Raw genomic sequence first — 22,887 nt, 5'->3', positions numbered from 1 at the left:
AAGGAAGGCGAGCGCGATCCTGAAATGCATCAGACCAAGAAGGGCAACCAGTACTACTTCGGGATGAAGGCGCACATTGGGGTGGATGATGACTCTGGGCTGGTGCACCACGTGGAATGCACGGCGGCCAACGTGGCCGATATCACGCAAGCGCACAAGCTGCTACACGGCAAGGAAAACACGGTGTGCGGGGATAGCGGCTACACCGGGCTTGAGAAGCGCGATGAGATGAAGGGCAAGCGCAAGCTGCGCTACCTGATCGCGGAGAAGCGCTCGAAGCTGAAGCAGATCAAGAACAAGCGCGAACTGAAGTTGGCCAAGCGCTGGGAACACACCAAGGCCAGCCTGCGTGCGAAGGTGGAACATCCGTTTCGGGTGATCAAGCGCCAGTTTGGCTACACCAAGGTGCGCTATCGCGGCCTGGCCAAGAACACCGCGCAGGTGCTGACGCTGTTTGCGCTGTCGAATCTGTGGCTGACGCGCAAAGAGTTATTGCGTGCTGCGGGAAAGGTGTGCCTGTAATCCGGGCAATATCCCGCAAACGCGGCAAAAAACGGCAAAAATCGGGGATTTGAGCGCTCTCAGCGCGGCGGATGCGGCTTGCTTCGTCTTCCGGCCCCGTTGATCAGACCATCCCTAATGGTGCAGTTGACTGAAGCGATGGCCGTCATCCATCGTCGCGTGGTGAAATACCTGATTAGACAAATGAGACTGGCCTGCTCATCCGTTCGTCGCTGCATGGAAACACTCACGCTGGCCGCGTCCTCAGCGTTTGTGCGAAACCAGAGCCGCTGCAACCCATCACCTGTTGCTGGCCAATCAACGGCGTGGTCTGCGCCACCTGCGACCTGACGAGGCCCAACACGATGCCACATGCAGCGAAGGCAGCTACGCAGTCCCGGCACGCACTGGTGGTCATCATCCTCGCGCAACTGCTGGGAACCTCGCTGTGGTTCTCGGTCAACAGCGCGGCAGAGGATCTGATGCAGCAATGGAGTGCTAGCCCATCCAGCATCGGCATGCTGACCATCGCAACGCAGCTCGGCTTCATTAGCGGTACGCTGATCTTCGCATTGAGCGGACTGGCCGACCGCTTTGCTGCCCACAGGATCTTTGCAACGTGCGCGTTGCTCGGGGCCGTGTGCAACCTGAGCTTTGTGGTGTTCGCACACGATGTCGCGACCGGCGCGATCTGGCGCCTGCTGGTGGGCCTGTGCCTGTCCGGCATCTATCCGATCGGCATGAAACTGGTGGTCGGCTGGGCCCCACACAACGCAGGCAAGGCGCTGGCATGGCTGGTCGGCATGCTCACCCTGGGCACCGCATTGCCACAGGGCATCAAGGCAATAGGCAGCGCGATGCCATGGCAGATGCCGCTGCTGGTGGCTTCCGGCCTGGCGGCTGTGGCTGCAGTGATGATCCTGCGCTTGGGCCAGGGACACACGCAGCCGGGCAAAGCGGCCTCCAGACTCTCCTTCGGTGCGGTGCTTCAAGCGTTCTCGATCAAGGAGTTTCGCTCCGCAAGCTTGGGCTACTTCGGACATATGTGGGAGCTGTACGCGATGTGGACCTTGACGCCATTGCTGATCGCGCACGCCGATCTGGCAAGCCACCTCGGCCTCAGCACGGCGACAGTGGCGTTCTCGGTGATTGCCGCAGGTGCGCTCGGCTGCATCATCGGCGGCCAACTGAGTACCCGCCACGGCAACGCACGTGTCGCTGCTGCAGCGCTGGCGATGTCGGCCACCTGCTGCCTGATCTTCCCGCTCATCGCGTCGCACTCGGCTCATGCCGGAGTCGCGCTCATGTTGCTCTGGGGGGCCAGCGTGGTAGCGGACTCGCCGCAGTTCTCCGCACTTGCCGCAGGCGCCTGCCCGCGCGCCATTGTGGGCAGTGCCTTGTCCATGCAGAACGCGATCGGCTTTGCCATCACGGTGGTGGCCATCGGACTGACGACACAGCTCGTGGAGCATCTGGGCCTGGCCATCAGTTGGATCCTGCTGCCAGGCCCGCTGCTGGGCCTGCTCGCCCTGATGCCGCTGCTGCGCAAGCGCCGGCCTGTGGGGCCCGCTACGTAAAGCAGAGAGCCATGCAGGCCGGCATGGCTGCGTTACTGGCGACAGCAGCGCATCTATCACTGCATGTGCTCGCCATTCGGCCCGTCCGCCGGCTCCGAGGCACCCATTGCACGGATGTCGAAGCGGACATCAACGCGCGGCGCGTGCTCAAAGATCAGGGTCGCTGTCACGGGCTGGCCAACCTCAAATGGCACGTGCGGGGCAATAAACATCAGATGGATACCGCCCGGACCGAGCACCACATCCTGCCCCGCTGGCAGTGTTAGTCCATCGTCGAGGCGACGCATCTTCATCATTCCGCCGTCCATGCTCATTTCATGGATCTCCACCTGCGCGCTTGCCGACGACTCCACTGCAAGCAGACGGTCGGGCTTGGCCGCCTGGTTGTGCAAGGTGACATAGCCACCTGCCACCGGCGCGCCAGGCGGCGTTGCTCGCGACCAGGCATTCGTCGCCGCGACAGTGGCAGTTGCACTACTCGGTTCTGTCGTAACCGGTGGCTTCGCAGGTGTCGCATCATTGGCAGCAGATTGCTGCGCGGGCTGGCACGCAGCCAGACCAAAAACGGACAGTGCCATCAGGCACAACATACGTGTTTGCATTTTCTTCTCCTGTTGTCGATGCCAGCAATCTGCAAGAGCTGGTTCTGGTCATCGGTGGATTGGTCGGGAAATGGCGACACCGACTGCGCTCAATCCAGAGCGAGTACCTGCCGTATATCGTCAGCGGTCGAAGCGACCGATTGCTCATGCGCAAGGCCAACACGCAGCTTGCCGTCGCGATCAAACACAAAACTTCTGGTGGAGTGGTCGATGGTGTAGGTCTTGCCCATTGGCACCTTTGCGTAGACCACCTTTAGGTTGTCTGCCGCCACCCTGATCTCCCTTTCGCTACCGGTCAGACCGATGAACTCGGGATCGAACGCCTGGACGTAAGTCTTCAATACCTTAGGAACATCGCGCTGCGGGTCGAGCGTGGCAAACGCAAATTCCACCTGCGATGCCTGCGCGCCCAACGTGCGCTTGACTTGCGCCGCACGCGCCAACGTGGTCGGACACACATCCGGGCAATTGGTAAAGCCGAAAAACAGCACCAGCACCTTTCCGCGAAAGCTGCGCAGCGGCCGCGGCTTGCCATCGGCATCGTGCAGATAGAAATCCACTCCGCGCCCCATCGCACTGAGGTCCGCACCCTTGGGTGAAAACGACGACGGCCACTGACCGCAATCTGCGATGACACAGGCCACGCACAGCACCATCAGCACCGCTATCGAACTTTTCAAATGCACTGTTCTTTTCTGCATCCAGCAACTCCATGATTCATTGAAGGCGACATGCGCTGCCGCTGTTGTCATTGCGCATTACGATGCGCGTTCACCGACAGGTCGCCTGTGGACGCAGTCGCTAAGCCGTATAGTTTTCAGGCAACAAACTGTCTTGGCCATTACAGGCCGACTCGCCATGCGGCACGCGGCGCACGCCAGCGCTAGCCACGACCGGCTCACTGACAACCGCCCCCCCCCTGTTCGCTCGATGTGCCTGCGTCCCGATCGATAGAGCCAACGTCGGAACAAGCGTCACCATTGCCAGGCACGGCGTTGCAGCCGCATGAGGCGGCAAAAAAAACGATGTCATCTCGTTACTCCAGAACACAAACGCGCGCCCAGTGCTGAGCGGGTTGATTAAGTCACGTGTTCAGGCCAGCAACGGCGGACCGCGCGGCGCGTGCGCCCGCCATCGAGCAGTGGAGAGGCCGCTCGCAATGACGCGCTCGCCGGGCAAACTTGCCTGCACCAGCGCAAACATCACCAGCGCGACCAACATCCAGGTCAGCAAGCGTGCGGCGAGCACGCAATAGTCGCACGCGAAGCCAACGTGGCTGCCGGCTTGCTGCAGGTCGTGATGGATGTCTGGCCATGCAGCCAACGCACCTACCTTGACCTGCGCCGTGTTGGCCAAGCCAGGCGCTGTCATTGGATCGGACAGCGCGGGCTGCAGGGTGCCGCTGCGACAAAGCGCAACCTCGAGAAATCCCGAGGCATGACTCAACGCACGACTGACCACTGGCGCAAGCACCAGAAGCACCACGGCCAACCAAGCCAGGTGCCGCATCAGTTTGAGCAGGGGCGAAAGAAGTGGGAACACCTGCGAAGTGTAATGAAAAAAATGGGTGCCACCTGCGACGCTTCGTCGCAGTCACGCCATATAATTCACTAGTGAATAATTTAGATGCGCGGTTGAACGACATAAGCCTTGCTACGTGAAGGCAAGCCCTAAGATATGGCGGCGGTGGAATGCCGTCATCGGTCAACTTCCCATGCACCCAACCACTAACGGCTCAGGCATGCTGCAGATACTCCTGCGTGGAGTGCACTGCCGCATAGCCGAACTGAAATGCAGCCATCATGGCGGCATGCACCTGCGCTGCCGGAGCGGTAACGCCATCGAATGTCAGATCCATCGTGGCGCAGGCATCGTGCAGCACGGTCACCGAATATCCCAGATCTGCAGCAGCGCGCACGCATGCGTCCACGCACATATGGCTCATCGCTCCCACAATCACCACGTCCGTGATGCCGTGCTGCTGCAGTACCGGCTGAAGATCGGTGTCGCGAAAGGCGTTGACATGGTGCTTGACGATCACCGGTTCATCGGCCAGCGGCGCCACTGCCGACTGGGTCTCGGCACCGTGCGAGCCTGCGACGAAGACTGCCGCGTTTGCATCTGTCGCTTCGTGGCGCACATGGAATACCGGGATTCCGCTGCTGCGCGCATTGTCGAGAACCAAGGCAGCATTGCTGCTTGCCGATGCGATCCCTGACAGCGGCAGCTTTCCACTCGGAAGATAGTCGTTCTGCAGATCGATGACGATGATGCACTTGTTCATGCGTTTTCCCAGGTTGGCTGATCGCTGGTCAGCTTGACTGGCGCACGCCAGTCGGACCAGTGGCACTACCGACAGGATCGGGCCGGAACCGACATCTTGCAGAAAACCATGCAGAAATCGACCGCACGCAGCAAATACAACTCACACCTGAAGACGTTCGGTCGATTGCAGGATCAACCTTGCGCAGACAGGGTTTTACCTACTGCACCAGCGAAGCGGCGACGGTACTCGCCTGGCGACAGCCCGAGAATGCGCTTGAACACTTTCCGGAATGCGGCCGCGTCGTGGTAACCAACCTCCCACGCCACCGCATCAATGCTCATGGCGCCGGATTCCAGCAACGCCCTTCCTCGCCCGATGCGGATCCGTTGGCAATACTGCGTGCTGGTCATCCCGGTTGCCTTCTGGAAGCGACGCAGGAACGTGCGTTCTTCCAGCTCGGCGCGAGCGGCCAAGCTGGACAGTGCGATGTCCTGTGCATGCGTGTCCCGCAGCCAGTGCTGCACCTTCAGCACCGCAGCGTCGCCATGTGTCATGCGTGGCGAGAACAGACTGTAATAACGCTGTTCACGGCCTGGCGGATCGACTAGCAGCGTGCGCGCCGTTTCGAGCATGATGGCCGGCCCCAGCAAGCGATCTACCAGCCGCAGGCCGAGATCGGTCCAGGACATCAAGCCACCTGCAGACATCACATCGCCTTCGTCGATCAGCATCTCTTCCGAATCCACGCGAATGGAAGGAAAGTGCTGCTGCAGACGTTCTGTATGTAACCAATGCGTGGTGATGCGGCGCCCATCCATCAGCCCGGTGCGCGCCAGCAGGAAGGCGCCGGCGCAGACGGAACACACCACCGCGCCCTCGCGATGCTGCTCGCGCAGCCAATCGATCAGTGCGTCGTCACCGTCGCCATGCACGTCGGGGTTGTTGCCCAGACTCGGCGGCAGGATCACCGCAGACAGGTGCGATGAGATCTGTGCATCGCTTTCGAATAGCGATACCAGCGGGCCGCCCGGAATAGCTTGTTGCCAGTGCGTTACCTTCAAGGATGCCCCCGCGCCACGTCCCTTCGCTGCAAGGATCTGGTTGGCAACCGCGAACAGATCGGTCAGCCCCAGTACTGCGGCGAGTTGGGCGCCCGGGTACAGCACCACCGCGATTTCCAGGTTCCGCGTCGGGTTCATGGGTTCTCCATATGGCAAAACGGGCATTCAGCAATCGTCATTAGTGCAGTTGAAGTAACCGATCTGGGCCCCCCATGCTCCGCCGCCACATCCATCCACTCGCACTCGAAGGACGCTGCCAATGACGTACATCATCCATGGTGCCACCGGCGCACAGGGCGCCCCGGTGCTCAGCAAGCTGTTGAAGGCCGGCAAGCACGCGGTTGCTGCCGTGCGCAACAAGGAAGCGGCCGCAGGAACTGCCACTGTCCAGATCGACAACACCTCGGTGCAGTCGCTGACCGAGGCCTATCGTGGCGCAAAGGGTGTTTTCGTACACCTTCCCCAGGCACCTGAAGAAGTCCGTGTAGCGCACGCACACGCGATGGTGCAGGCCATCGGCGCGGCACAGCCCGAACGCGTGCTGATTTCGACCAGCGGCAACATCGTCGATGACCCCAGCAATCCACTCCAGGCCAGCCCCAGCGCGGCCATCGCCATTCTGATCGATGGCGTGCAACGCAGCGGCGTTTCCAGTGCGGTACTGGCCCCGCGCCTATTCCTGGAGAATCTGCTGCTCCCGCTGGTGATTGATGGCGTGCGCGCCGACGGCGTGCTTGCCTATCCGATCAGGGCAGACTTTGCCGCGTCCTGGTGTTCGCATCTGGATGTCGCCGAAGTGGCGGCACAGCTTTTCGATGCACCGACGGTGACCGGATTGGTGGGGATCGGCCAGACACCCGCGCTTGTGGGAGCAGATCTCGCCTCGGCGATGCAAAGCCACCTCGGGCGCGATGTGCGGTTCAGCAGTCTGCCGCCGGAAGAATTCGGCAAACGCCTGGAGCCGTTGCTGGGCCCGGCCGCCATGGCGGTCGCAGGTTTTTACCAGGCATTGTGGCAAACGCCGCAGAACACCATCGACCCATCCACCAGCGCCCAGCATCTGCTCGGCCTCACGCCCCTCACCACCACGCAGTGGCTGACGGCAATCTCGCTGCGCTGACGGTGTGTGCCGGTGCCCGCAACCTGCGCGGCACCTGCATTTTGTGCCCTACCGCCTTTGCTGCGCACAGCTACGACAGACGCACAGATCTGCATCTGCAGGTCTGTGCGTTGATGGCATGTATGACTGCCTGGTAACGCCGGTTGCTCAGAATCGATGGTTGAGCGTCAACTCCGCGCGCCGGTCGGCCGCGTACAACCACATGGTATCGGTGTAGTAGGCGGTGCTGAAGTACGCCTTGTCGAAGAGATTGAACACGCGTGCGGTGATCCTGGTGGCCGGCCGTACATCCCAGCTCAACGACAGATCGGTGGTGCTATAGCCGGGTAACTCGAGCGCATTGGCATTATCTGCATGGCGCTTGCCGACATAACGCGCGCCTGCGGCCACCGTCCAGTCGGGCTGAAAATTCCAGCTCACCCACAGATTGGCCAGACGCTCTGCGACATTGGGCGGCACGTTGCCTGCGCGGGACACCGCCCGTCCTGCAACTGATTCGGTGAAATCGTCGAACTCCGCCCGTAACACGGTCGCGTTGGCGTCGATCTGCCACTGCTCGGCCCATGCCAGCGAAAGCGAGGCCTCCACACCACGGGAGGATTGGGAACCGATCTGCAGATTCACGCTCGGGTCGGCAGGATCGCGGGTGACCAGATCCGATTTGCGGATGCGGTAGGCGGCCAGCGTCCATTCGCCTGCACCTTGCCAGAAGCGCTGCTTCAGCCCGATTTCCGTCTGTCGCCCCTTCGCCATATCGAAGGTGCTGTCGGCAGGACCGAGCATCAGCAAGGCACCTACCGGGTCGGCCGCTTGAGCGTACTGCGCATACACCGAAAGATCGGCGGTGATGGTATAGACCGTGCCCAAGCGCCAGCCAATGCTCGAATAGTCTGTGCTGAACGCCTGCGTATGGGTGATCAGATTCTGGCGCTCGATGCGCGCACTGTCATACCGAAGCCCTGCAAGCACCGACCAGGCGGAGGTCAGCGAAAGATGGTCTTCCATGAACAACGCCACCTGATCGGCGGTGTTGCGATAGCGCGGAATGGTGGGAATTTCGCTGCGGAACGCGCCCGGTATCGGGCGATAGGGATCCACCGGGCCGGAACTGCCGGCATAGGTGTTGTTGGTATGTTCGAAGCGCCCGTGATTGGCGTCGAAGCCGATCGAGTAGGCGTTCTCCATTGCGCCAAGGCGGCCTTTCAGCACCAGGCTGGAGGTGATGCCCGTCTGCCGCTGATCGTGGTTGATGGCGGTATTGTCGGATCGATCGATCAGCGCGGTTGCCGTGTTGTAGACGTAGCTTTCTGCATTACGCCAATCGCGATCGCTGGCGACGTGGTAGAGCCGGCTGGTCACTGTGACAGCGTCGTTCGGGCTCCACACCGCGTCCAGTTGCGTCCATTGGTCCTTGAAGCGGATGACCGCATCGTCCACGTTGTAGTTCTTGTGCCGCAGGGCATCCAGCACCCGGCCTTCGACGAGCGGAGTTCCGAAGTACCGCATCGGCTTCTGGTAACCGTAGGCGTAATTCAAGGTCAGGCTCCACTCCGCAGTGGGATCCCAGCGCAGTGCCCCGGAAAACGTCGCATCGCTGGAACGGCCGCGGTCAACCCATCCACCGGTGTAGTTTCCGCTGGCATCCACCCGATAGGACAGCCGATCATTGATTGCGCCGCCGCTGCCCACCGCCAGCCTGGCGGTGTCCTGGGTCCCGACCGTGGCTTGCAGCTCGTTCTGGATGCCGCCTTGCGTGGGCTTTTTCGGCACGATGTTGATGAGACCGCCGATCGCGCCCTCGCCGTAGATGACCGATGCCGGCCCCCTGAGCACTTCGATGCGCTCGATGGACCAGGTATCGAAGGGGAACGTGACGCCCACACCGCCATATTGGCGTAGCCCGTCGTAGAGCCGCATCACCGACGCACTGTCGGTAAAACCGCGCGTGGACAACGCGCTCAGCCCGTTACCCGGATGCGGCATCGCACTGATCGCCCCGGCCCGGCTGATGGCATCGGTGACAGTGGTGTCGCCACGCGCCTGCAATTGCGCGCGGTCGATCACCTCCAGGCTGGCCGGCGTCTGGAAGGGCGTCAGGCCAAGATTGGAACCCGTCGATGCGGGTTGATCCGTGCCAATGCCGTTGACGCGGACAGCCGACAGATTGACGGCAGCATCGACAGACAGCGCTGCGGGACGATCGCGCGCGGCACTGTCTGCCGGCGCGGAAATGGACACGATGGCCGCTTGAGCCGTGAAAGACGACAAGGCAATCGCCAACGCGATTGCCAGACGCGACGGCAGCGCCGGCGTCGTTGAAAAGACATGCATGGAAACCCCATAACGCAAGAGTGCGCGACAACCGGACGGCATGCGCCCGGTCGGACCGGATGAGTGTCAGATCACCGACAGCACCGGAGGACCGCGCGCGGCATGCGCAGGCCAGATCGTGCAGACAGGTACTGGCGTGCGACCGGGTGCTGGCGACAGGCGGGCAACCCGGAGCAGCGGCAGCGACAGCAGTGCAACCACGAACAACAGCAGTTGCGCGGCCAGCAAACAGTAATCGCAGGCCATCTCGGCATGATCGCCGGGCAGATCGCCACCATCCAGACCCGCGCGCCCCAAGGCCGTCGGCAGCGTGTGGCCTGCCTGCGTCTTTGCAACTGCCATCGTCTCTAGATCGACCAATTGCAGACCTTGCCCGGTGCATAGCGCACCAAGCAGCACGCCCGGGTCACCCTGCTGAGAGAACTGCACCCAGCGACTGACCACCGGAGCCACCGCCATCAGCAACGCGCCCATCAGAGCGAATCGGTGCATGACCTGCAGAAAGTGGCGGCGACGCAGCATGGCGCGCAGTCTAGACGGTCCTGGTCAGATTTAAGGTGTGCTGACGAAAGGCAACGATCGCTGCCTCGTCCGTCGAGGCGCTCCCGTGTATGACCTGGCCCATCGTGCTTCCTTCCATTCAAGGGAAAATAAAGCACCATCAAAACCTGGGATCAAACATCTAAGTACTAGGGTGCTGCAGAGCCTGCGACAAACAGTCGCAGCTAGTCAGCGCCGAGACGTTTGCTTCCTGACATCCTTTGTAGATCCCTTAGAATCGACGCCTTGCGTGCTCTTGTCCTCTATCGCTGGCTTTACGCTTGGGCATGCCTAGCCATGCTTCTTGTCGTGATCGCGCCGCTGATCAGCCGCGCGATTGCGCACCCGATGGCAGGTTCCGTGCATTCACCGGTTGCTCACGCAGGGCATCACCTGGAAATGGACCCGGCAACACTCCAGCCGGCCAACGCGTACCAGATGCACCACGACATGGGTCATAGCATGGACCACGCCGTGCCGATGATGCCGGATCCTATGGATGCAGTAGGTTCGGACACAGAGCCATCCGAGTCAGTCGCCCCCCACGCCGAGCATGAGATGGGCGCGGACTGCGAATACTGCCTGATTGCTGCCCGGATGATCAGCCTGCTGGTGGCTCTGCTGCTGTTGCTGACCACTTGGCGGGCAATCTTCCGTGCCTTGGTCGGCCTGACCGATACGCGGCGCATCCCTGCTACCGGAACGCTTGGCGCACGCGGACCGCCGCTCGCCTTCGCTCGCTGATCCAGCTCACGTCCTGAGGCGCATCGCGCCTGGCCGTTAATGCACGTCTACCTCGCCTCCCAATATGCCTAGGGACAGTGTGCGTGCAATTGGATGCTGCCCTCCCCCTCTGACATCCGGCGAACGTGCCGGCTCTTTCGCTTGTCTCGACTGCATGGTCGCGGCATCTAGATGGTGTGCCCGATTGACCCTGTGCAACACGCATGCATTTGGTCAACCCGTCTTCAGCGCGGTACAACATTCCGTATCGAAGGTCTATCAATGACGATCTCCAAGTTCGCATCCAGAAAGCTGCCTCCACAAAGCGCGCTCCTGTTATCCATCAGCGGATTCTGCGCGCCAGCAGCGTACGTTGAGGCCAGTAACCAGCTTCCAGCTGCCGAGGCTAGGACGCTGGACACATTGAATGTGCAAGGACAGCGCCAGCGTCTGCTGGACTCACCGGAAGCTGTCGGCAGCCGCTTGGCACTCACGCAGCGCGAAACGCCCGCGTCAGTCCAGGTCATCGACCAGAGCGACATCGCCACACACGGAGCACGCACCACTAGCGAAGTATTCGACATGGTCGCCGGCGCCATGGTTGGCAATGTCCCAGGTAATCCCGCCGTGGTCACGATGCGGGGATTCAGCGGCAACACGGTCTCTGTCTTGCACGACGGCGTGCGGCTGGGCACCTCGACCATCGTCACGCGAAACCTAGACACGTTCGGACTGGAGCGGGTTGAAGTGCTACGGGGGCCGGCCTCTGTGCTTTACGGCGAAGGCGCCCTAGGCGGGGCCATTAATCTGGTGAGCCGCAAGCCGCATCTGGACGCGACCTCAATGGAAGGAATGGTGGGCGTCGGCAGTTTCAACACATTGCGAAGCGGCTTCGACGTTAACAAGCCGCTGTCGGACAGCGTCGCCGTTCGCGGTTTCGTCAGCCGATTGCGCTCTGACAGCCTGGATGACATCGACAACAACCAGACGGATCTGTTGACGGTCGGCGGCAGCCTCCTATGGCGCCCCGGCACCGGCATGTCGATGCTGTTCTCCTTCGAGCACGCCGAGGACGACAGCACTGGCACCTATCAAGGCTCCCCGATGGTGCCAGCCAGCGTTGCCCAATCGCCGAGTCATGTCGTTCGAAGCACCAACGGCTTCGTGGTGGACAAGGCAACACGCCATGTGAACTACAACCCGTTGGGCGCAACCACCGGAGCCAACAGCGACCTGTTGCGCTGGCGCGTGGATCTTCCGCTCGGCGACAACTGGTCGCTGCAGAACGACCTCAGCTGGTACCAGGCCGATCGGGACTTCTTCTATTCCGACAACTGGATTTACAACCGCGCGACGGGGGAATTTTCCAGAACCGCTGAGCGGATCCAGCATGATCAGCGCTTCTGGAATGAACGGCTTACGCTGTCGTTCGACGGCCAGGTCGGTGGACGTCGTAACCGGTTCACTGCAGGGGTTGAATACAACGACACCGACTTTCACAACCCGCGACAGACCGGCGTGACCAAGTCGGTGTCGCCGATCGATCCGATACTTGGCGTGTTTCCGGATGGATCGGCTGGCAACTTCCCGGGGACGGGCAGCAATGTGATCTTCGACTCCCGTCTTCGCACCTCTGCCGTGTTTGCTGAGAACGCGCTCAACCTGACAAGCAGGTGGATGCTGCTCGCGGGCGCGCGCTTCGAGAACATCACGTTGTCGCGTGACATTCGCGATTTGAACACTGGCAGTAGCGAGTCATTCCGTCCCGATTACAGCCCCTTCTCCTGGCGGGTCGGAAGTGTGTTCGACCTGACCGCGGATGTGCAGATCTATGGGCAGTACTCCACTGCGGTGAGTCCCGTGTCTACCCTGCTGACCATGCGTCCGGCAGCCGGCGTGTTTGACCTCAGCGAGGGGACGTCGCTTGAAGCAGGCGTAAAGGCAAGCGTATGGAACAAGCGCGTTGAGTTGACTGCGGCGGCCTACAGAATCGAGCGGGACAATATCCTCACCCGCGCCCCCTTTAATCCGAGCATCAGCGTCCAAGGTGGCGAGCAGTCCTCCCGAGGCGTGGAGTTTTCTGCAGAGGTCCAAGTCACGCGGGGCTTGCGACTGGAACTGGCAGCTGCCTACGGAACCGCTCGCTACGACCGGCTTCTAGAGGCCGGTGGCGCTGACCGCAGTGGCAATCGACCAACCAATGTTCCCAACGGCACCGCAACCCTGGCAGCCAGCTACCGCTTATCGAGTGTTCCGCTTTCGATCGGGGCATCCGGTCGGACCGTTGGCGGTTTCTATACCGACAACGCCAACACCATCCATGTGCGTGGCCATACAAGCTTCGATGCGTGGGTCGGCTACGACTGGCAGCGAGTCTCGGCCGCAATGCGTGTGCGCAACCTCTCCGACGAGCTCTACGGCACGTATTCCGGATATCCGTCTACCCACATCTACCTTGGCCCGCCTCGCAGCGTTGAGCTGACCTTGCGCACGCGGTTCTGACATGGCCAAGAATATCCCTTCGAGCGCTGAAGTCGTCCCGCTTGCATCTGCCGGCAGTCGAGACCGGCACCGACTGTTCTGGCGTTGGCACCTGTATGCCGGCCTGTTCGTCGCTCCGTTTCTGTTGATGCTGGCAGTCACCGGTGCGATCTACCTGTTCAACGATGAACTGAACGATGCGATCTATCCGGAGCTGCGCTTCACCCAGGCGCCTTGGAAGGAGCGATCCTCGCTCGGGAGCATGATCAATGCAGCGGAAGCCTATGTTCCAAGAAGCACGGCAACGCGGATTGATGTCCCCACAGATCCGCGACGACCTGCCCAGATCTATCTGGATGTTGCCAACGCCCCCAGCCAGATCGCTTTTGTCGAACCGGGTAATGGTCAGGTGCTAGGGACGCTTGTGCCCTCCCGGACGTTGGTGGGTCTCGCCGACCGTCTCCATGGCTCGCTGATGCTTGGCACGCCAGGCAGCTATCTGATTGAGCTGGCGGCCTGTTGGGCGGTACTGCTCATTCTGAGCGGACTGTATTTGGGTTGGCCACGCGGTCAGGGACACGCTTTTTGGCATGGCATCGTGCCCAATGTGCGTGCCAAGGGACGCGCGTTCTGGAAATCGCTCCACGCAGCCACGGGTCTGTGGGTCTCGCTGCTGGTGCTCTTCCTGATTTTCACCGGCCTGCCCTGGGCATCGTTCTGGGGTGATTGGGTACGCAGTGGTGCCGAGGCGATTGATGCAGGCTACCCGCCGGTCTACCGCCGTTACGTTGCACCAGTTGCGCCCACGATCGGGACCGGGTTCAACGACGTCCCGTGGACGCTGCAGCATGCACCGATGCCGCCCGCTGAAGCGGACTCCGATCCTGCGCATTCGCATCACGGAACCCACGCCACTCCTACGCCTGGCGCCGCACGCTACTGGACCGACGCAGGCCTGGAGCGCGCGATCGCCCACGTCCGTGCTGCGGGCACGACCGATCCGCTGCGGGTGTTCCTGCCCAGCACGCAACGCGGCGCGCTGATGGCTTATACCTATCCGGACAGGCCCCAAGGGCAGGTCACTTTCCACTTCGACGAGCGGGGCGAACTGCTCGTGCGTGCCGGCTTCGATGACTACGGCGCCGCCGCCAAAGCCATTGAGATGGGCGTGCAGCTGCATATGGGCAACTACTTTGGGCGGGCGAACCAGGCCGTCATGCTGGCCGCCTGCATCGGCATCTTGTTGCTCTGTACATCGGGGATGGTGATGTGGTGGCGTCGCAAACCGGCGGGCCGAATCGGCTCGCCCGGATCTGGCAGCCGCACGCCGCTTCGCTGGCTGCTCGCCTTGGCAATCGCATCCGCCGTTCTGCTTCCCCTTCTGTTCCTGTCGCTTCTCGTTGTCTGGGCCTTCGATCGATGGATCAGACCACGATCGCGCCTGTTCCGATGGCTCGACTGAAGCACCGCACGTCTTTTTTACATCGCCCTTTGATAGGGCATTCCGGGAGCGTTGCTCCCTCTCTTGCTGGAGGAATGAATCATGAAACGACTCGCCCTCAGATCGCTGTGTGCGACCGCTCTGCTGATCACTGCCGGTATCGCGTCGGCGGCCGAGCCCGCGCAGGCGCCGTTCTCGCTGCCTGCCTTGCCCTATGCCAACAACGCCCTCGAACCAGCGATCGATGCTCGCACGATGGAGATCCACCACGACCGGCATCACAAGGCCTATGTGGACAATCTCAACGCCAAGGTGAAGGACTACCCCGCATTGGCCACCGTCTCGTTGGAAGATATACAGGCCAGCATGTCGCGCTACGACATCGCGGTGCGCAACAATGCTGGCGGTCATTACAACCACAGCCTGTTCTGGACGCTGATGGCGCCCCTGGGCAAAGGCGGCAGCCCGTCGCCGGCGCTGCAAACGAAACTCGTGGAGACCTTCGGTTCCCAGGAGGCGTTCCAGACCAAGTTCGCCGAGGCGGCTACCAAGGTATTCGGCTCGGGCTGGGCCTGGCTGATCCTCAAGCCGGATGGCTCGCTCGCCATCACCACTACGCCCAACCAGGACAACCCACTGATGGACGTGGTCACCGAGCGTGGCACCCCGCTGCTGGCGCTGGATGTCTGGGAGCACGCCTACTACTTGCATTACCAGAACAAGCGCGCCGACTACATCGAGGCGTGGTGGCCGGTGGTCAACTGGAAACAGGTCAATACCCGCTATGACGCCGCTACGGGCAAGCGCTGACCGTTCCTGCGTTCATGGTCGTGAGCCAGACATAACCATTGCGACGCACTTCAGCCGTTTGGCTGCTCGCCGAATGACTGCAGCCGCACCGCTTAAACCTGCTGGCTCACGACCACTTATCGCCAGATCCTCTCGACACCTCGAAGCCTGCCATGACCCCACAAGAGATCAGTGATGAATTCACGCTCTCTTGATATTAGTCCAGCAACAAGCGTTTCTCATAGCGAACTTCCGACCCTTTAACCCTCACTTGCTCTTTGAGCCTCATTTAGAGGCATACGCCCGATGTGACCTTCTCGCCGCATTGGCCTCCCGAATAGCTGGAAAATTCGGTTTCGGTTGGGGCATTTAGCTAGGCAGCGAAAGCCATCATTGTAGGCCCAGTCGTCCATCACCATCGAGTTTGGACTCACTGATGCTTTTTTTTCTAAATATGACGCTCCTTCCCTACGTTATGAATAGCGGCGGCGCTGGGTGAAGAGCTCGAATGACGCCAGATGATGTGAACTTGTGCATCAGCTAACGGTCGGCGCCTAAATACAATGACTTTAAACCTTGTCCCAATCTACCTCTTTCGACTTCTCCAAACTGGTTTCTCAACGAAATCTGCCCACTTCTGCATCATTACTTTCCGTTCGTGCATGTACTCGGCTTGGTTGTAACTCGCCCGGACTTTATTTCGTTCGGCATGAGCAAGCTGGCGCTCGATGACATCGGGACGAAAACCCATTTCATTCAGGAACGTCGATGCGGTTGCACGAAAGCCATGCGCGGAGAAGCCGATACTGTCTTTTCCATTGAATCCCATCCGTTCAAGCGCGCGATTCAGCGTGGTTGCCGTCATGGACTCTTTGGGCGTTCGGTAGTTTGGAAATAGGAAGCCACGAAAGCCAGTGTACGTCTGCAACTCCTTCAGAAGCTCCACAGCCTGCTTGGACAGTGGGACGATATGCGGCTCACGCATCTTCATGCGTTCTGCTGGTATCCGCCATATCGCCTGATCAAGATCGATTTCGGACCACTGCGCGTTACGCAGTTCAATCGTACGAACAAAGGTCAATAACATCAGACGCAAGGCGATGACCGTCGTGCGATAGCCACCATACTTTTCTAGTGTCGCACCGAAATGCACGATCTGCTCGCGCGACAGAGGCCTATGGTGTTCAACCTTGGGGCGATGAATCGCGCCCCTTAGGGCAGCTGCAGGATCATTGTCCGCGCGTAGCGTAGCTACCGCATAGCGAAAGATCGCTGACGACCATTGCCTGACCAGCAAGGCGACGGTGGAGGCTCCACGCTGCTCTACCCGCCTAATGATCTCAAGCAGGTGCGCTGCCGTTACGGTGCGAATCGGCAGCCTGCCGATGTAAGGAAAGACATCCGCGCTAAGGAAGTTTTCAACCTGGCGCTGATAGTACGGTGTCCAGCTTCCAGACTTCCTAGAAATCCATTCCTTCGCGATTGCCTCAAACGTATTGGCATTCGCGGCGTGGTTGGACAACCGCTCGGCTTGGCGGCTATGGGCCGGATGAAGACATTGCTTCACCAGCGCGCGCGCTTTGTCGTGCTCGGCGCGCGCAGTTGCCAGCGATATCTCCGGATACTCGCCCATGGCATAGACGTTTTCCTTGCCGGCGATACGGTAGCGATAGCGCCACAGCTTGGCCCCGGTGGGCCGCACCTCAAGGTAGAGACCTCCGCCGTCAGTCAACTTAGCTGGCTTGATGCCAGGCTTGGCAGTTCGGATTTTTGCGTCGGTCAACGACATGTGCGGGTATCGTCCAGTTGATACCCGCTACGATACCCGCAAATTCACTGGATTACGATGGATCTGGGCGGACCATACTGGACTGTGAAACGCCTGAAACCTATACATATCAAGGGATTCGAGAACCTCATTGGACACCCCCGTACAGCCATGCTAGTTATCGAGCATCAGCAGCATGGCAAGGGACTCATTGCGCGATCAGGAAGACCGCATAGATGTTTTCGGAAAGAAGGACGCTGCCGGCCTCCAGCGCATCGACCCGGGCCGCACCGAGTGCAGCCGCTGCCGGAGGAGGCGGGGAGCCCGGGGAGAGCGTGCGCGGCACCGGCCAGTGCCCCGCCTGCACGCCATAGGCGAAGTTCGGCGCGACATCGGAGATCGTGTAAAGCCCCTGGACACGCACGCCGTAGGCCTTGGCCAACTCCTCGGCAGACACGCGCGTCTGCGTGGCTGCTTCGCGCTTGAGTTGCGCGCGCACTTCGCCTTCCTTGCTGTAGGACGTCGTTATACCCGACAGTTCGACTTCGCTGCTCGTCTTCAGTTCGGCCAGGAACTGGCGCGCATCCTCGAGCGACGCGAAGGTACCGGCGATGCTGCGTTTGACTTCGCTGCCGTCGAACTTGCGATGGCCATCCTGCAGATAGCTGTAGCTGGGCTGGATCTGCAGCGACGAAGCATCGATGCTGTCTTTGCGCACGTGATGCGACTTCATCGCCGAGAGGATGTGTTCTGCCGATACCTGCACGCGCTTGCGCGCGACGTCTGGCTGCGCATCGACCGCGCGCAGAGCGATCGTCAGCGAAAATCGGTCGGGCATGACCGTACGATTGGCCTGCCCCTTCACCAACAAATGCGGCAGCGATGGTAGGCTGTTGACCTGCGCGAGCGCAAACATCGGCAATGCCGTGAGTACCACGAGCATCCAACGCATCAGTTGCTTCATCTGCCTTCTCCGTGGTGAATGATGCGCATGCTCACGGCACGCGGCACTGCAGCGCCGCCACATCCGCACACAAGCGATCGACCGCGTCTGCCTTAGTTGCCCACGAGGTGACGAAGCGAATCACCTGGCTGCCATCGGCGCGGACTTCCCAGCGCTCGAAGTCGTAGCGTTGCGCCAGCTGTGCAGCCTGTTGCGCACTGACGGCAATGAACTGCTGATTGGTCGGCGAGTCGCTGGTGAATTCCACGCCCGCGGCCAGCAGGCCGGCACGCAGGCGCTGCGCCATGGCGTTGGCGTGCGCGGCCAGTTCGAAGAACAAGCCGTCTTCGAACAAGGCTGCGAACTGCGCGCCCAGCACCATGCCCTTGGCCAACAGCGCGCCGCGCTGCTTGATCAGGTAGCGCAGATCCACCTGCAGCGCGGGATCGACGATGACCAGCGCTTCGCCGAGCAGTGCGCCGTTCTTGGTGCCGCCGATATAGAACGCGTCGGTCAAGGCGGCGATGCTGGGCAGGTCCAGGTCGTTGCCGTCGGCGGTCAATGCCGCGCCCAGGCGTGCGCCGTCCAGATACAGCAGCAGGTCGTGTGCGCGGCAGAACTGCGAGAGCGCCTGGAGTTCGGCACGCGTATAGATGGTGCCGCTTTCGGTGCTGTTGGAAATGTAGACCAGCCGCGGCTGCACCATGTGTTCGTTGCTGTGCACGGCTAGCACCGGCTGGATCAGTGCAGGCGTCAGCTTGTCGTACGGCGCTGGTACGGTCAGCACCTTGTGGCCAGTGGCTTCGATGGCACCGGTCTCGTGGGTGGCGATGTGGGCCGCCTCCACTGCGATGACTGCCTGATGCGGGCGCAGGAACGCACTGATGGCGATCAGATTGGTCTGCGTGCCGCCGACCAGCAGATGCACGTCTGCCTGCGGTTGCGCGATGGCGCTGCGGATCAGCGCAACCGCGCGCGCGCTGTGCCGATCGGTGCCATAGCCGGCGTTCTGCTCGGCGCTCGCCATCGCCATCGCCTGCAACAGACGCGGATGCGCGCCTTCGCTGTAGTCGTTGCGAAAACCGGTGCGCGCAGCGCTGCCCTGCCCGTCCATCACAGCCCCTTGGCCGCCTGGGCCACGGCGCGAAACAGCGCGCGGCCCTTGTTCATGGTTTCCTGCCATTCCAGGTCGGGATCGGAGTCGTAGACCACGCCACCGCCGGCCTGCACGTACAGGTAGCCGTCCTGGATCACTGCTGTGCGGATGGCGATGGCAGTGTCGGCATCGCCATGCCAGCCGATGTAGCCCACTGCGCCGGAATACACGTTGCGCTTGACCGGCTCCAGCTCGCGGATGATTTCCAGTGCGCGGATTTTCGGTGCGCCGCTGACGGTGCCGGCCGGAAAGGTCGCGCGCAGCACATCGCTGTAGGTCAGCCCGGCCTTGAGCGTACCGGTGACTTCGCTGACGATGTGCATGACGTGGCTATAGCGTTCGATCACGAACTGCTCGCCCACCTTGACCGTGCCCGGCTCGGCCACGCGTCCCACATCGTTGCGGCCCAGATCGATCAGCATCACGTGCTCGGCACGCTCCTTCGGGTCGGCCAGCAGCTCGGCTTCCAGCGCCTTGTCCAGCTCCGGTGTGGCCCCGCGCGGGCGGGTGCCGGCGATCGGGCGCACGGTGACCACGCCATCGCGCAGCCGCGCAAGGATCTCCGGCGAGGAACCGACCACCTGGGTGCCACCGACATCGAGGAAATACATGTACGGCGAAGGATTCAATGCACGCAATGCCCGGTACACGTCCACCGGGCGTGCGCGGAACGGCACGCGCAGGCGTTGCGAGGGCACGACCTGGAAGATGTCGCCGGCACGCACGTATTCCTGCGCCTTGCGCACCACCGCGTGGTATTGCTCGCGGGTGAACGAGGACCGGAAATCGGCTTCGTCGATCGCCTCGGAAATCTGCGCCTGCGGATAGCCGGCGCCACCCTGCCGCAGGCGGTGCGCCAGTTCGTCCAGGCGCCGATTGGCGCGTACGAAGGCCTGCGGCTGGCGCGGGTCGGCGTGCACGATCAGGTACAGCCGCCCCTTGAGGTTATCGAACACCGCCAGCTCTTCGGAGAGCATCAGCAGGATGTCCGGGGTGCCCAGCTCGTCGGGTTTGTCGCCGATACCCAGGCGCGGTTCGATGTACTGGATGCATTCGAAACCGAACCAGCCGACCAGCCCACCGGTGAAGCCAGGCAACCCGTCGAGCTGCGGCACCGAATGCTCGGCGCGCAGCGCTTCCACCTCGGCCAGCGGGTCGGCGACCTGTCGGCTGTCGATGACTTCGCCGTGTTCGCTGACCTCCAGCGTGTGGCCGCGGAAGCTGTACACGCGCCGTGCCGGCAAACCGATGATGGAGTAACGCCCGAAGCGCTCACCGCCTTCGACCGATTCGAACAGATAGGTGTAGGCGCCGTCTGCGAGCTTCAGATAGACCGACAGCGGCGTGTCCAGGTCGGACAGGACTTCGCGGATGACGGGGATGCGGGTATGGCCTTCAGCGGCTTGGCGCTGGAACTGCTCTGCAGTGATCAAGACGACTTTCCTTCCGGGACTCTGTGACGGGGCGGACGACGGCAACAGGCCACCATCGCCACCAGCGGCGAGCGGAAGAGAAGGAGCGTGGGGTCGTCAGGCGGGACACACGGCTACTGTAGCGCAACTGTTTGGCCGAGGGCAGCGGGTGAAGGCGAAAAGCGCTCGAGAGTGCGGAGTGGGTGCGGCCGGGAACGGCAGCATTGCCCGGCTCACCGAGCGGCGTGCCAGGTTTTTCAATTCCCGACTTACACCATCATCCCCTGAGCAGCGGGCACTCGGCGGGCAAGTGCATGCGCAACCGCGCCGGGACGCAGTCGATGCGGAACTGCAGCGACGTTTCCGGTTCGCCGTCCAGATTCAAGGTCAGTGGTTGGTGGGAGACGATCTCCAGCCACGGCACCCGGGCGCGCACGGCCACGCGTTCCAGCGCGGCCTGCTTGCCGCTGGTAACCAGGGTGCCGAGCGTGGCCGCCACCTCGCCGTTGAGCGCAGGCACGATGGTGACGTCGAGCAGGCCATCGTCGATCAGCGCATCCGGGCACAGTGCCTGGCCGCCGCCGGCCTGGCGCCCGTTGCCCAGGCCAAGTGCGATGAACTCGCCCTGCCATGCGAAGTCCGGCCCGCTGAAACGGGCGCCGATCGGCTCGATCCGTCCCAGCCGCGACATGCCGGTGATCAGGTAGGCCAGCCCGCCGAGCATCTTCTTCAGTCCCTCGTCGGTTTCCACGGTGACCTGGGTGCCGAAGCCGCCGCTGGCGACGTTGGCACACCAGTGCGGCCCGTGCGCGGTATCCAGCCGCAGCAGGTCGATTGCCTGCGCCGGGCGGTTGGCGATCAGGCTGAGCGCCTCGAAGGGTGCGATCGGCAATGCGGCGGCGGTGGCGAAGTCGTTGGCAGTGCCCAGCGGCACCAGGCCCAGCGAAGGCAGTATGGCCGCATCGCCGTCGTGGTGCGCAAGCGCGGCCGCCACTTCGCTCAAGGTGCCGTCCCCGCCAGCGGCCACCACGGTCTGCACGCCGTCGCGCACCGCTTCGGCGACATAGCGCTCGGCATCGCCCTCTTCCCAGGTCACCCGCACCTCCAGCCGGATGCCACGTTTGCGCAGGCTGCCCACCGCCTGCCGCAGCTCCTCGTTGTCGGTGGATTTGCCGTTGAGGATCAATCGCCAGTGGGACGGGACCATGCGCACTGCCGATACTGGAGATGAAGGTCCGCGCAGGCTAGCAGCGCAGCGATGCGGGAATCGTGAATACGCAGGCTGCTGCGGCTGTCATGCCGGCGTCATCGTCCACCCGGAACATGGAAGTCCATAGCAGGGACGAAGGGCGGAGGCAGGATCAGCCTCCAATCTTCCGAAGGCCGCTCCAATCGGGGCGGCTTTCTTTTGTGTGTCCGGAATCTCTAATGTGAAAGAGCTAGTTTGAAAGAAATCAGAGGGGTGACGGATGCTGCCCTCTCACATCCTTTGTATCGTGAAATCTCCAGCTTGGAGGACTTGAACCAATAACGGCTACCCCCATTGCAGCCAGCTCTGCTGGAGTCTAGGATGCTAACAGGACAACAAATGGGGTAGCGCAAGGATGCGAAACTGGATCATTTTCTTGCTTTGTGCAGGGCTTTCATTACCGCCTCTGGGTTCGCGAGCAGTTGAGGCCAGTAAGCCGATAAAAGTGAGTGAGGCGAAGCCGGTGCAGAACTCCGACCTCACGGTGATCAAAACTCTCGTGGCCACGCCCGAGGAGCAGATCGACCTAGCCACCGCCAAGTTGACCATTGATAGCGTGATCGACCCGACTGTCGATGCCAAGGCCGCGCTAGCGCAGCTCGATTCCCTAGCCTCTCGGGTAAAATCACGTTTCCCCAATGATGCTACTCGTCAGATCAAACTTGAGTTATTGGTAACCTCTCTGAGCCAGCCGGGGCCATGGAACGACTATCAACCTTTCAGCTACGACTTAGACGATCCTTTCGGCAAGGACATTCGTAACAAGCTGATCTCAACCTACCTGACGACGCGCAAAGGCAACTGTGTATCGATGCCGATCCTTTTGGTCATCCTGGGCCAAAAGCTCGGGCTAAGGAAACTCTGAACAACTCCGCCTGATCCTGCGACAATCGCACAGACGCAACGGGACGACGACGATGCAACTGA

General features: G+C 61.6%; 20 protein-coding genes. 8 read left to right on the top strand and 12 right to left on the bottom strand.

All coding sequences use genetic code 11. From position 1 onward, the window contains the following. On the top strand, window positions 1–522 hold a 522-nt coding region (locus LL962_RS20100), incomplete at its 5' end, for an IS5 family transposase (protein WP_228318189.1). Window positions 523–911: 389 nt separating this feature from the next. Then, the gene (locus LL962_RS20095; protein ID WP_228318188.1) at window positions 912–2,078 is read left to right on the top strand and encodes an MFS transporter; all 1,167 of its coding nucleotides are present in this window, start codon (window positions 912–914) and stop codon (window positions 2,076–2,078) included. Window positions 2,079–2,134: 56 nt separating this feature from the next. On the opposite strand, the gene LL962_RS20090 is transcribed toward LL962_RS20095, so the two are convergent. From LL962_RS20090 to LL962_RS20070, 5 genes are all read right to left on the bottom strand, one after another. Then, complete coding sequence (locus LL962_RS20090) at window positions 2,135–2,680, bottom strand: copper chaperone PCu(A)C (protein WP_228318187.1); 546 nt, start codon at window positions 2,678–2,680, stop codon at window positions 2,135–2,137. Window positions 2,681–2,769: 89 nt separating this feature from the next. Beyond that, a complete protein-coding gene (locus LL962_RS20085) occupies window positions 2,770–3,381 on the bottom strand; it encodes an SCO family protein (protein WP_228318186.1) in 612 nt (203 codons plus the stop codon). A 391-nt stretch (window positions 3,382–3,772) separates the two neighbouring features. Beyond that, entirely contained in the window at window positions 3,773–4,189 is a 417-nt protein-coding gene (locus LL962_RS20080; RefSeq protein WP_228318190.1) for a DUF2946 family protein, read from the bottom strand. 226 nt (window positions 4,190–4,415) lie between these two features. Continuing rightward, on the bottom strand, window positions 4,416–4,964 hold the full coding sequence (locus LL962_RS20075; RefSeq protein ID WP_228318185.1) for a cysteine hydrolase family protein: 549 nt from the start codon (window positions 4,962–4,964) through the stop codon (window positions 4,416–4,418). A 173-nt stretch (window positions 4,965–5,137) separates the two neighbouring features. Further along, entirely contained in the window at window positions 5,138–6,145 is a 1,008-nt protein-coding gene (locus LL962_RS20070) for a GlxA family transcriptional regulator (protein ID WP_228318184.1), read from the bottom strand. 121 nt (window positions 6,146–6,266) lie between these two features. Here LL962_RS20070 and LL962_RS20065 point away from each other — a divergent pair, with 121 nt between their 5' ends. After that, entirely contained in the window at window positions 6,267–7,127 is an 861-nt protein-coding gene (locus tag LL962_RS20065) for an SDR family oxidoreductase (protein ID WP_228318183.1), read from the top strand. A gap of 147 nt (window positions 7,128–7,274) precedes the next feature. Here LL962_RS20065 and LL962_RS20060 read toward each other — a convergent pair whose 3' ends face one another. Together LL962_RS20060 and LL962_RS20055 are read right to left on the bottom strand one after the other, a co-directional pair. Then, on the bottom strand, window positions 7,275–9,458 hold the full coding sequence (locus LL962_RS20060) for a TonB-dependent receptor (protein WP_228318182.1): 2,184 nt from the start codon (window positions 9,456–9,458) through the stop codon (window positions 7,275–7,277). Between the two features lie 66 nt (window positions 9,459–9,524). Further along, window positions 9,525–9,950, bottom strand: coding sequence for a DUF2946 family protein (locus LL962_RS20055; RefSeq protein ID WP_228318181.1), 426 nt, complete (start codon window positions 9,948–9,950; stop codon window positions 9,525–9,527). Between the two features lie 294 nt (window positions 9,951–10,244). Between LL962_RS20055 and LL962_RS20050 the strand changes: the two genes are divergently transcribed. The 4 genes from LL962_RS20050 (at window position 10,245) to LL962_RS20035 (ending at window position 15,453) form a co-directional block, all read left to right on the top strand. After that, window positions 10,245–10,742, top strand: coding sequence for a DUF2946 family protein (locus tag LL962_RS20050; protein WP_228318180.1), 498 nt, complete (start codon window positions 10,245–10,247; stop codon window positions 10,740–10,742). Between the two features lie 261 nt (window positions 10,743–11,003). Next, window positions 11,004–13,223 carry a TonB-dependent receptor gene (locus LL962_RS20045; protein WP_228318179.1) on the top strand — a complete coding sequence of 740 codons (2,220 nt, stop codon included), beginning with the start codon at window positions 11,004–11,006 and terminating at the stop codon, window positions 13,221–13,223. 1 nt (window position 13,224) lies between these two features. Then, complete coding sequence (locus LL962_RS20040) at window positions 13,225–14,664, top strand: PepSY-associated TM helix domain-containing protein (protein WP_228318178.1); 1,440 nt, start codon at window positions 13,225–13,227, stop codon at window positions 14,662–14,664. Window positions 14,665–14,745: 81 nt separating this feature from the next. Continuing rightward, the gene (locus LL962_RS20035; protein ID WP_228318177.1) at window positions 14,746–15,453 is read left to right on the top strand and encodes a superoxide dismutase; all 708 of its coding nucleotides are present in this window, start codon (window positions 14,746–14,748) and stop codon (window positions 15,451–15,453) included. A gap of 565 nt (window positions 15,454–16,018) precedes the next feature. Here the strand turns inward: LL962_RS20035 and LL962_RS20030 are convergent. The 5 genes from LL962_RS20030 to yegS all read right to left on the bottom strand — a co-directional run bounded on the left by LL962_RS20030 (window position 16,019) and on the right by yegS (window position 21,918). Beyond that, window positions 16,019–17,221 carry a tyrosine-type recombinase/integrase gene (locus LL962_RS20030; RefSeq protein WP_228318176.1) on the bottom strand — a complete coding sequence of 401 codons (1,203 nt, stop codon included), beginning with the start codon at window positions 17,219–17,221 and terminating at the stop codon, window positions 16,019–16,021. Window positions 17,222–17,408: 187 nt separating this feature from the next. Next, window positions 17,409–18,164, bottom strand: a complete 756-nt coding sequence (locus LL962_RS20025; protein ID WP_228318175.1) for an SIMPL domain-containing protein — start codon at window positions 18,162–18,164, stop codon at window positions 17,409–17,411. A 31-nt stretch (window positions 18,165–18,195) separates the two neighbouring features. Then, window positions 18,196–19,257, bottom strand: coding sequence for a threonine aldolase family protein (locus tag LL962_RS20020; RefSeq protein WP_228318174.1), 1,062 nt, complete (start codon window positions 19,255–19,257; stop codon window positions 18,196–18,198). Then, complete coding sequence (gene trpE / locus LL962_RS20015) at window positions 19,257–20,732, bottom strand: anthranilate synthase component I (protein WP_228318173.1); 1,476 nt, start codon at window positions 20,730–20,732, stop codon at window positions 19,257–19,259. The genes LL962_RS20020 and trpE overlap by 1 nt, the downstream gene beginning before the upstream one ends. 256 nt (window positions 20,733–20,988) lie before the next feature. Continuing rightward, the gene (gene yegS / locus LL962_RS20010; protein WP_228318172.1) at window positions 20,989–21,918 is read right to left on the bottom strand and encodes a lipid kinase YegS; all 930 of its coding nucleotides are present in this window, start codon (window positions 21,916–21,918) and stop codon (window positions 20,989–20,991) included. 487 nt (window positions 21,919–22,405) lie between these two features. Between yegS and LL962_RS20005 the strand changes: the two genes are divergently transcribed. Then, window positions 22,406–22,825 carry a transglutaminase-like domain-containing protein gene (locus LL962_RS20005; protein ID WP_228318171.1) on the top strand — a complete coding sequence of 140 codons (420 nt, stop codon included), beginning with the start codon at window positions 22,406–22,408 and terminating at the stop codon, window positions 22,823–22,825. Window positions 22,826–22,887: the final 62 nt, after the last annotated feature.

It is taken from the genome of Xanthomonas sp. NCPPB 1067 (assembly GCF_020783795.1).
Taxonomy (GTDB): Bacteria; Pseudomonadota; Gammaproteobacteria; order Xanthomonadales; family Xanthomonadaceae; genus Xanthomonas; species Xanthomonas melonis.
This window is presented reverse-complemented; position numbering and strand designations above follow the sequence as displayed.

Coding starts and splice junctions, on each gene's coding strand:
- LL962_RS20025 (WP_228318175.1), bottom strand. CDS start 18,164: ATGAAGCAACTGATGCGTTGGATGCTCGTGGTACTCACGGCATTGCCG.
- LL962_RS20040 (WP_228318178.1), top strand. CDS start 13,225: ATGGCCAAGAATATCCCTTCGAGCGCTGAAGTCGTCCCGCTTGCATCT.
- LL962_RS20090 (WP_228318187.1), bottom strand. CDS start 2,680: ATGCAAACACGTATGTTGTGCCTGATGGCACTGTCCGTTTTTGGTCTG.
- LL962_RS20035 (WP_228318177.1), top strand. CDS start 14,746: ATGAAACGACTCGCCCTCAGATCGCTGTGTGCGACCGCTCTGCTGATC.
- LL962_RS20085 (WP_228318186.1), bottom strand. CDS start 3,381: ATGCAGAAAAGAACAGTGCATTTGAAAAGTTCGATAGCGGTGCTGATG.
- LL962_RS20065 (WP_228318183.1), top strand. CDS start 6,267: ATGACGTACATCATCCATGGTGCCACCGGCGCACAGGGCGCCCCGGTG.
- LL962_RS20080 (WP_228318190.1), bottom strand. CDS start 4,189: ATGCGGCACCTGGCTTGGTTGGCCGTGGTGCTTCTGGTGCTTGCGCCA.
- LL962_RS20070 (WP_228318184.1), bottom strand. CDS start 6,145: ATGAACCCGACGCGGAACCTGGAAATCGCGGTGGTGCTGTACCCGGGC.
- LL962_RS20055 (WP_228318181.1), bottom strand. CDS start 9,950: ATGCACCGATTCGCTCTGATGGGCGCGTTGCTGATGGCGGTGGCTCCG.
- LL962_RS20045 (WP_228318179.1), top strand. CDS start 11,004: ATGACGATCTCCAAGTTCGCATCCAGAAAGCTGCCTCCACAAAGCGCG.
- LL962_RS20030 (WP_228318176.1), bottom strand. CDS start 17,221: ATGTCGTTGACCGACGCAAAAATCCGAACTGCCAAGCCTGGCATCAAG.
- LL962_RS20075 (WP_228318185.1), bottom strand. CDS start 4,964: ATGAACAAGTGCATCATCGTCATCGATCTGCAGAACGACTATCTTCCG.
- LL962_RS20060 (WP_228318182.1), bottom strand. CDS start 9,458: ATGCATGTCTTTTCAACGACGCCGGCGCTGCCGTCGCGTCTGGCAATC.
- yegS (WP_228318172.1), bottom strand. CDS start 21,918: ATGGTCCCGTCCCACTGGCGATTGATCCTCAACGGCAAATCCACCGAC.
- LL962_RS20020 (WP_228318174.1), bottom strand. CDS start 19,257: ATGGACGGGCAGGGCAGCGCTGCGCGCACCGGTTTTCGCAACGACTAC.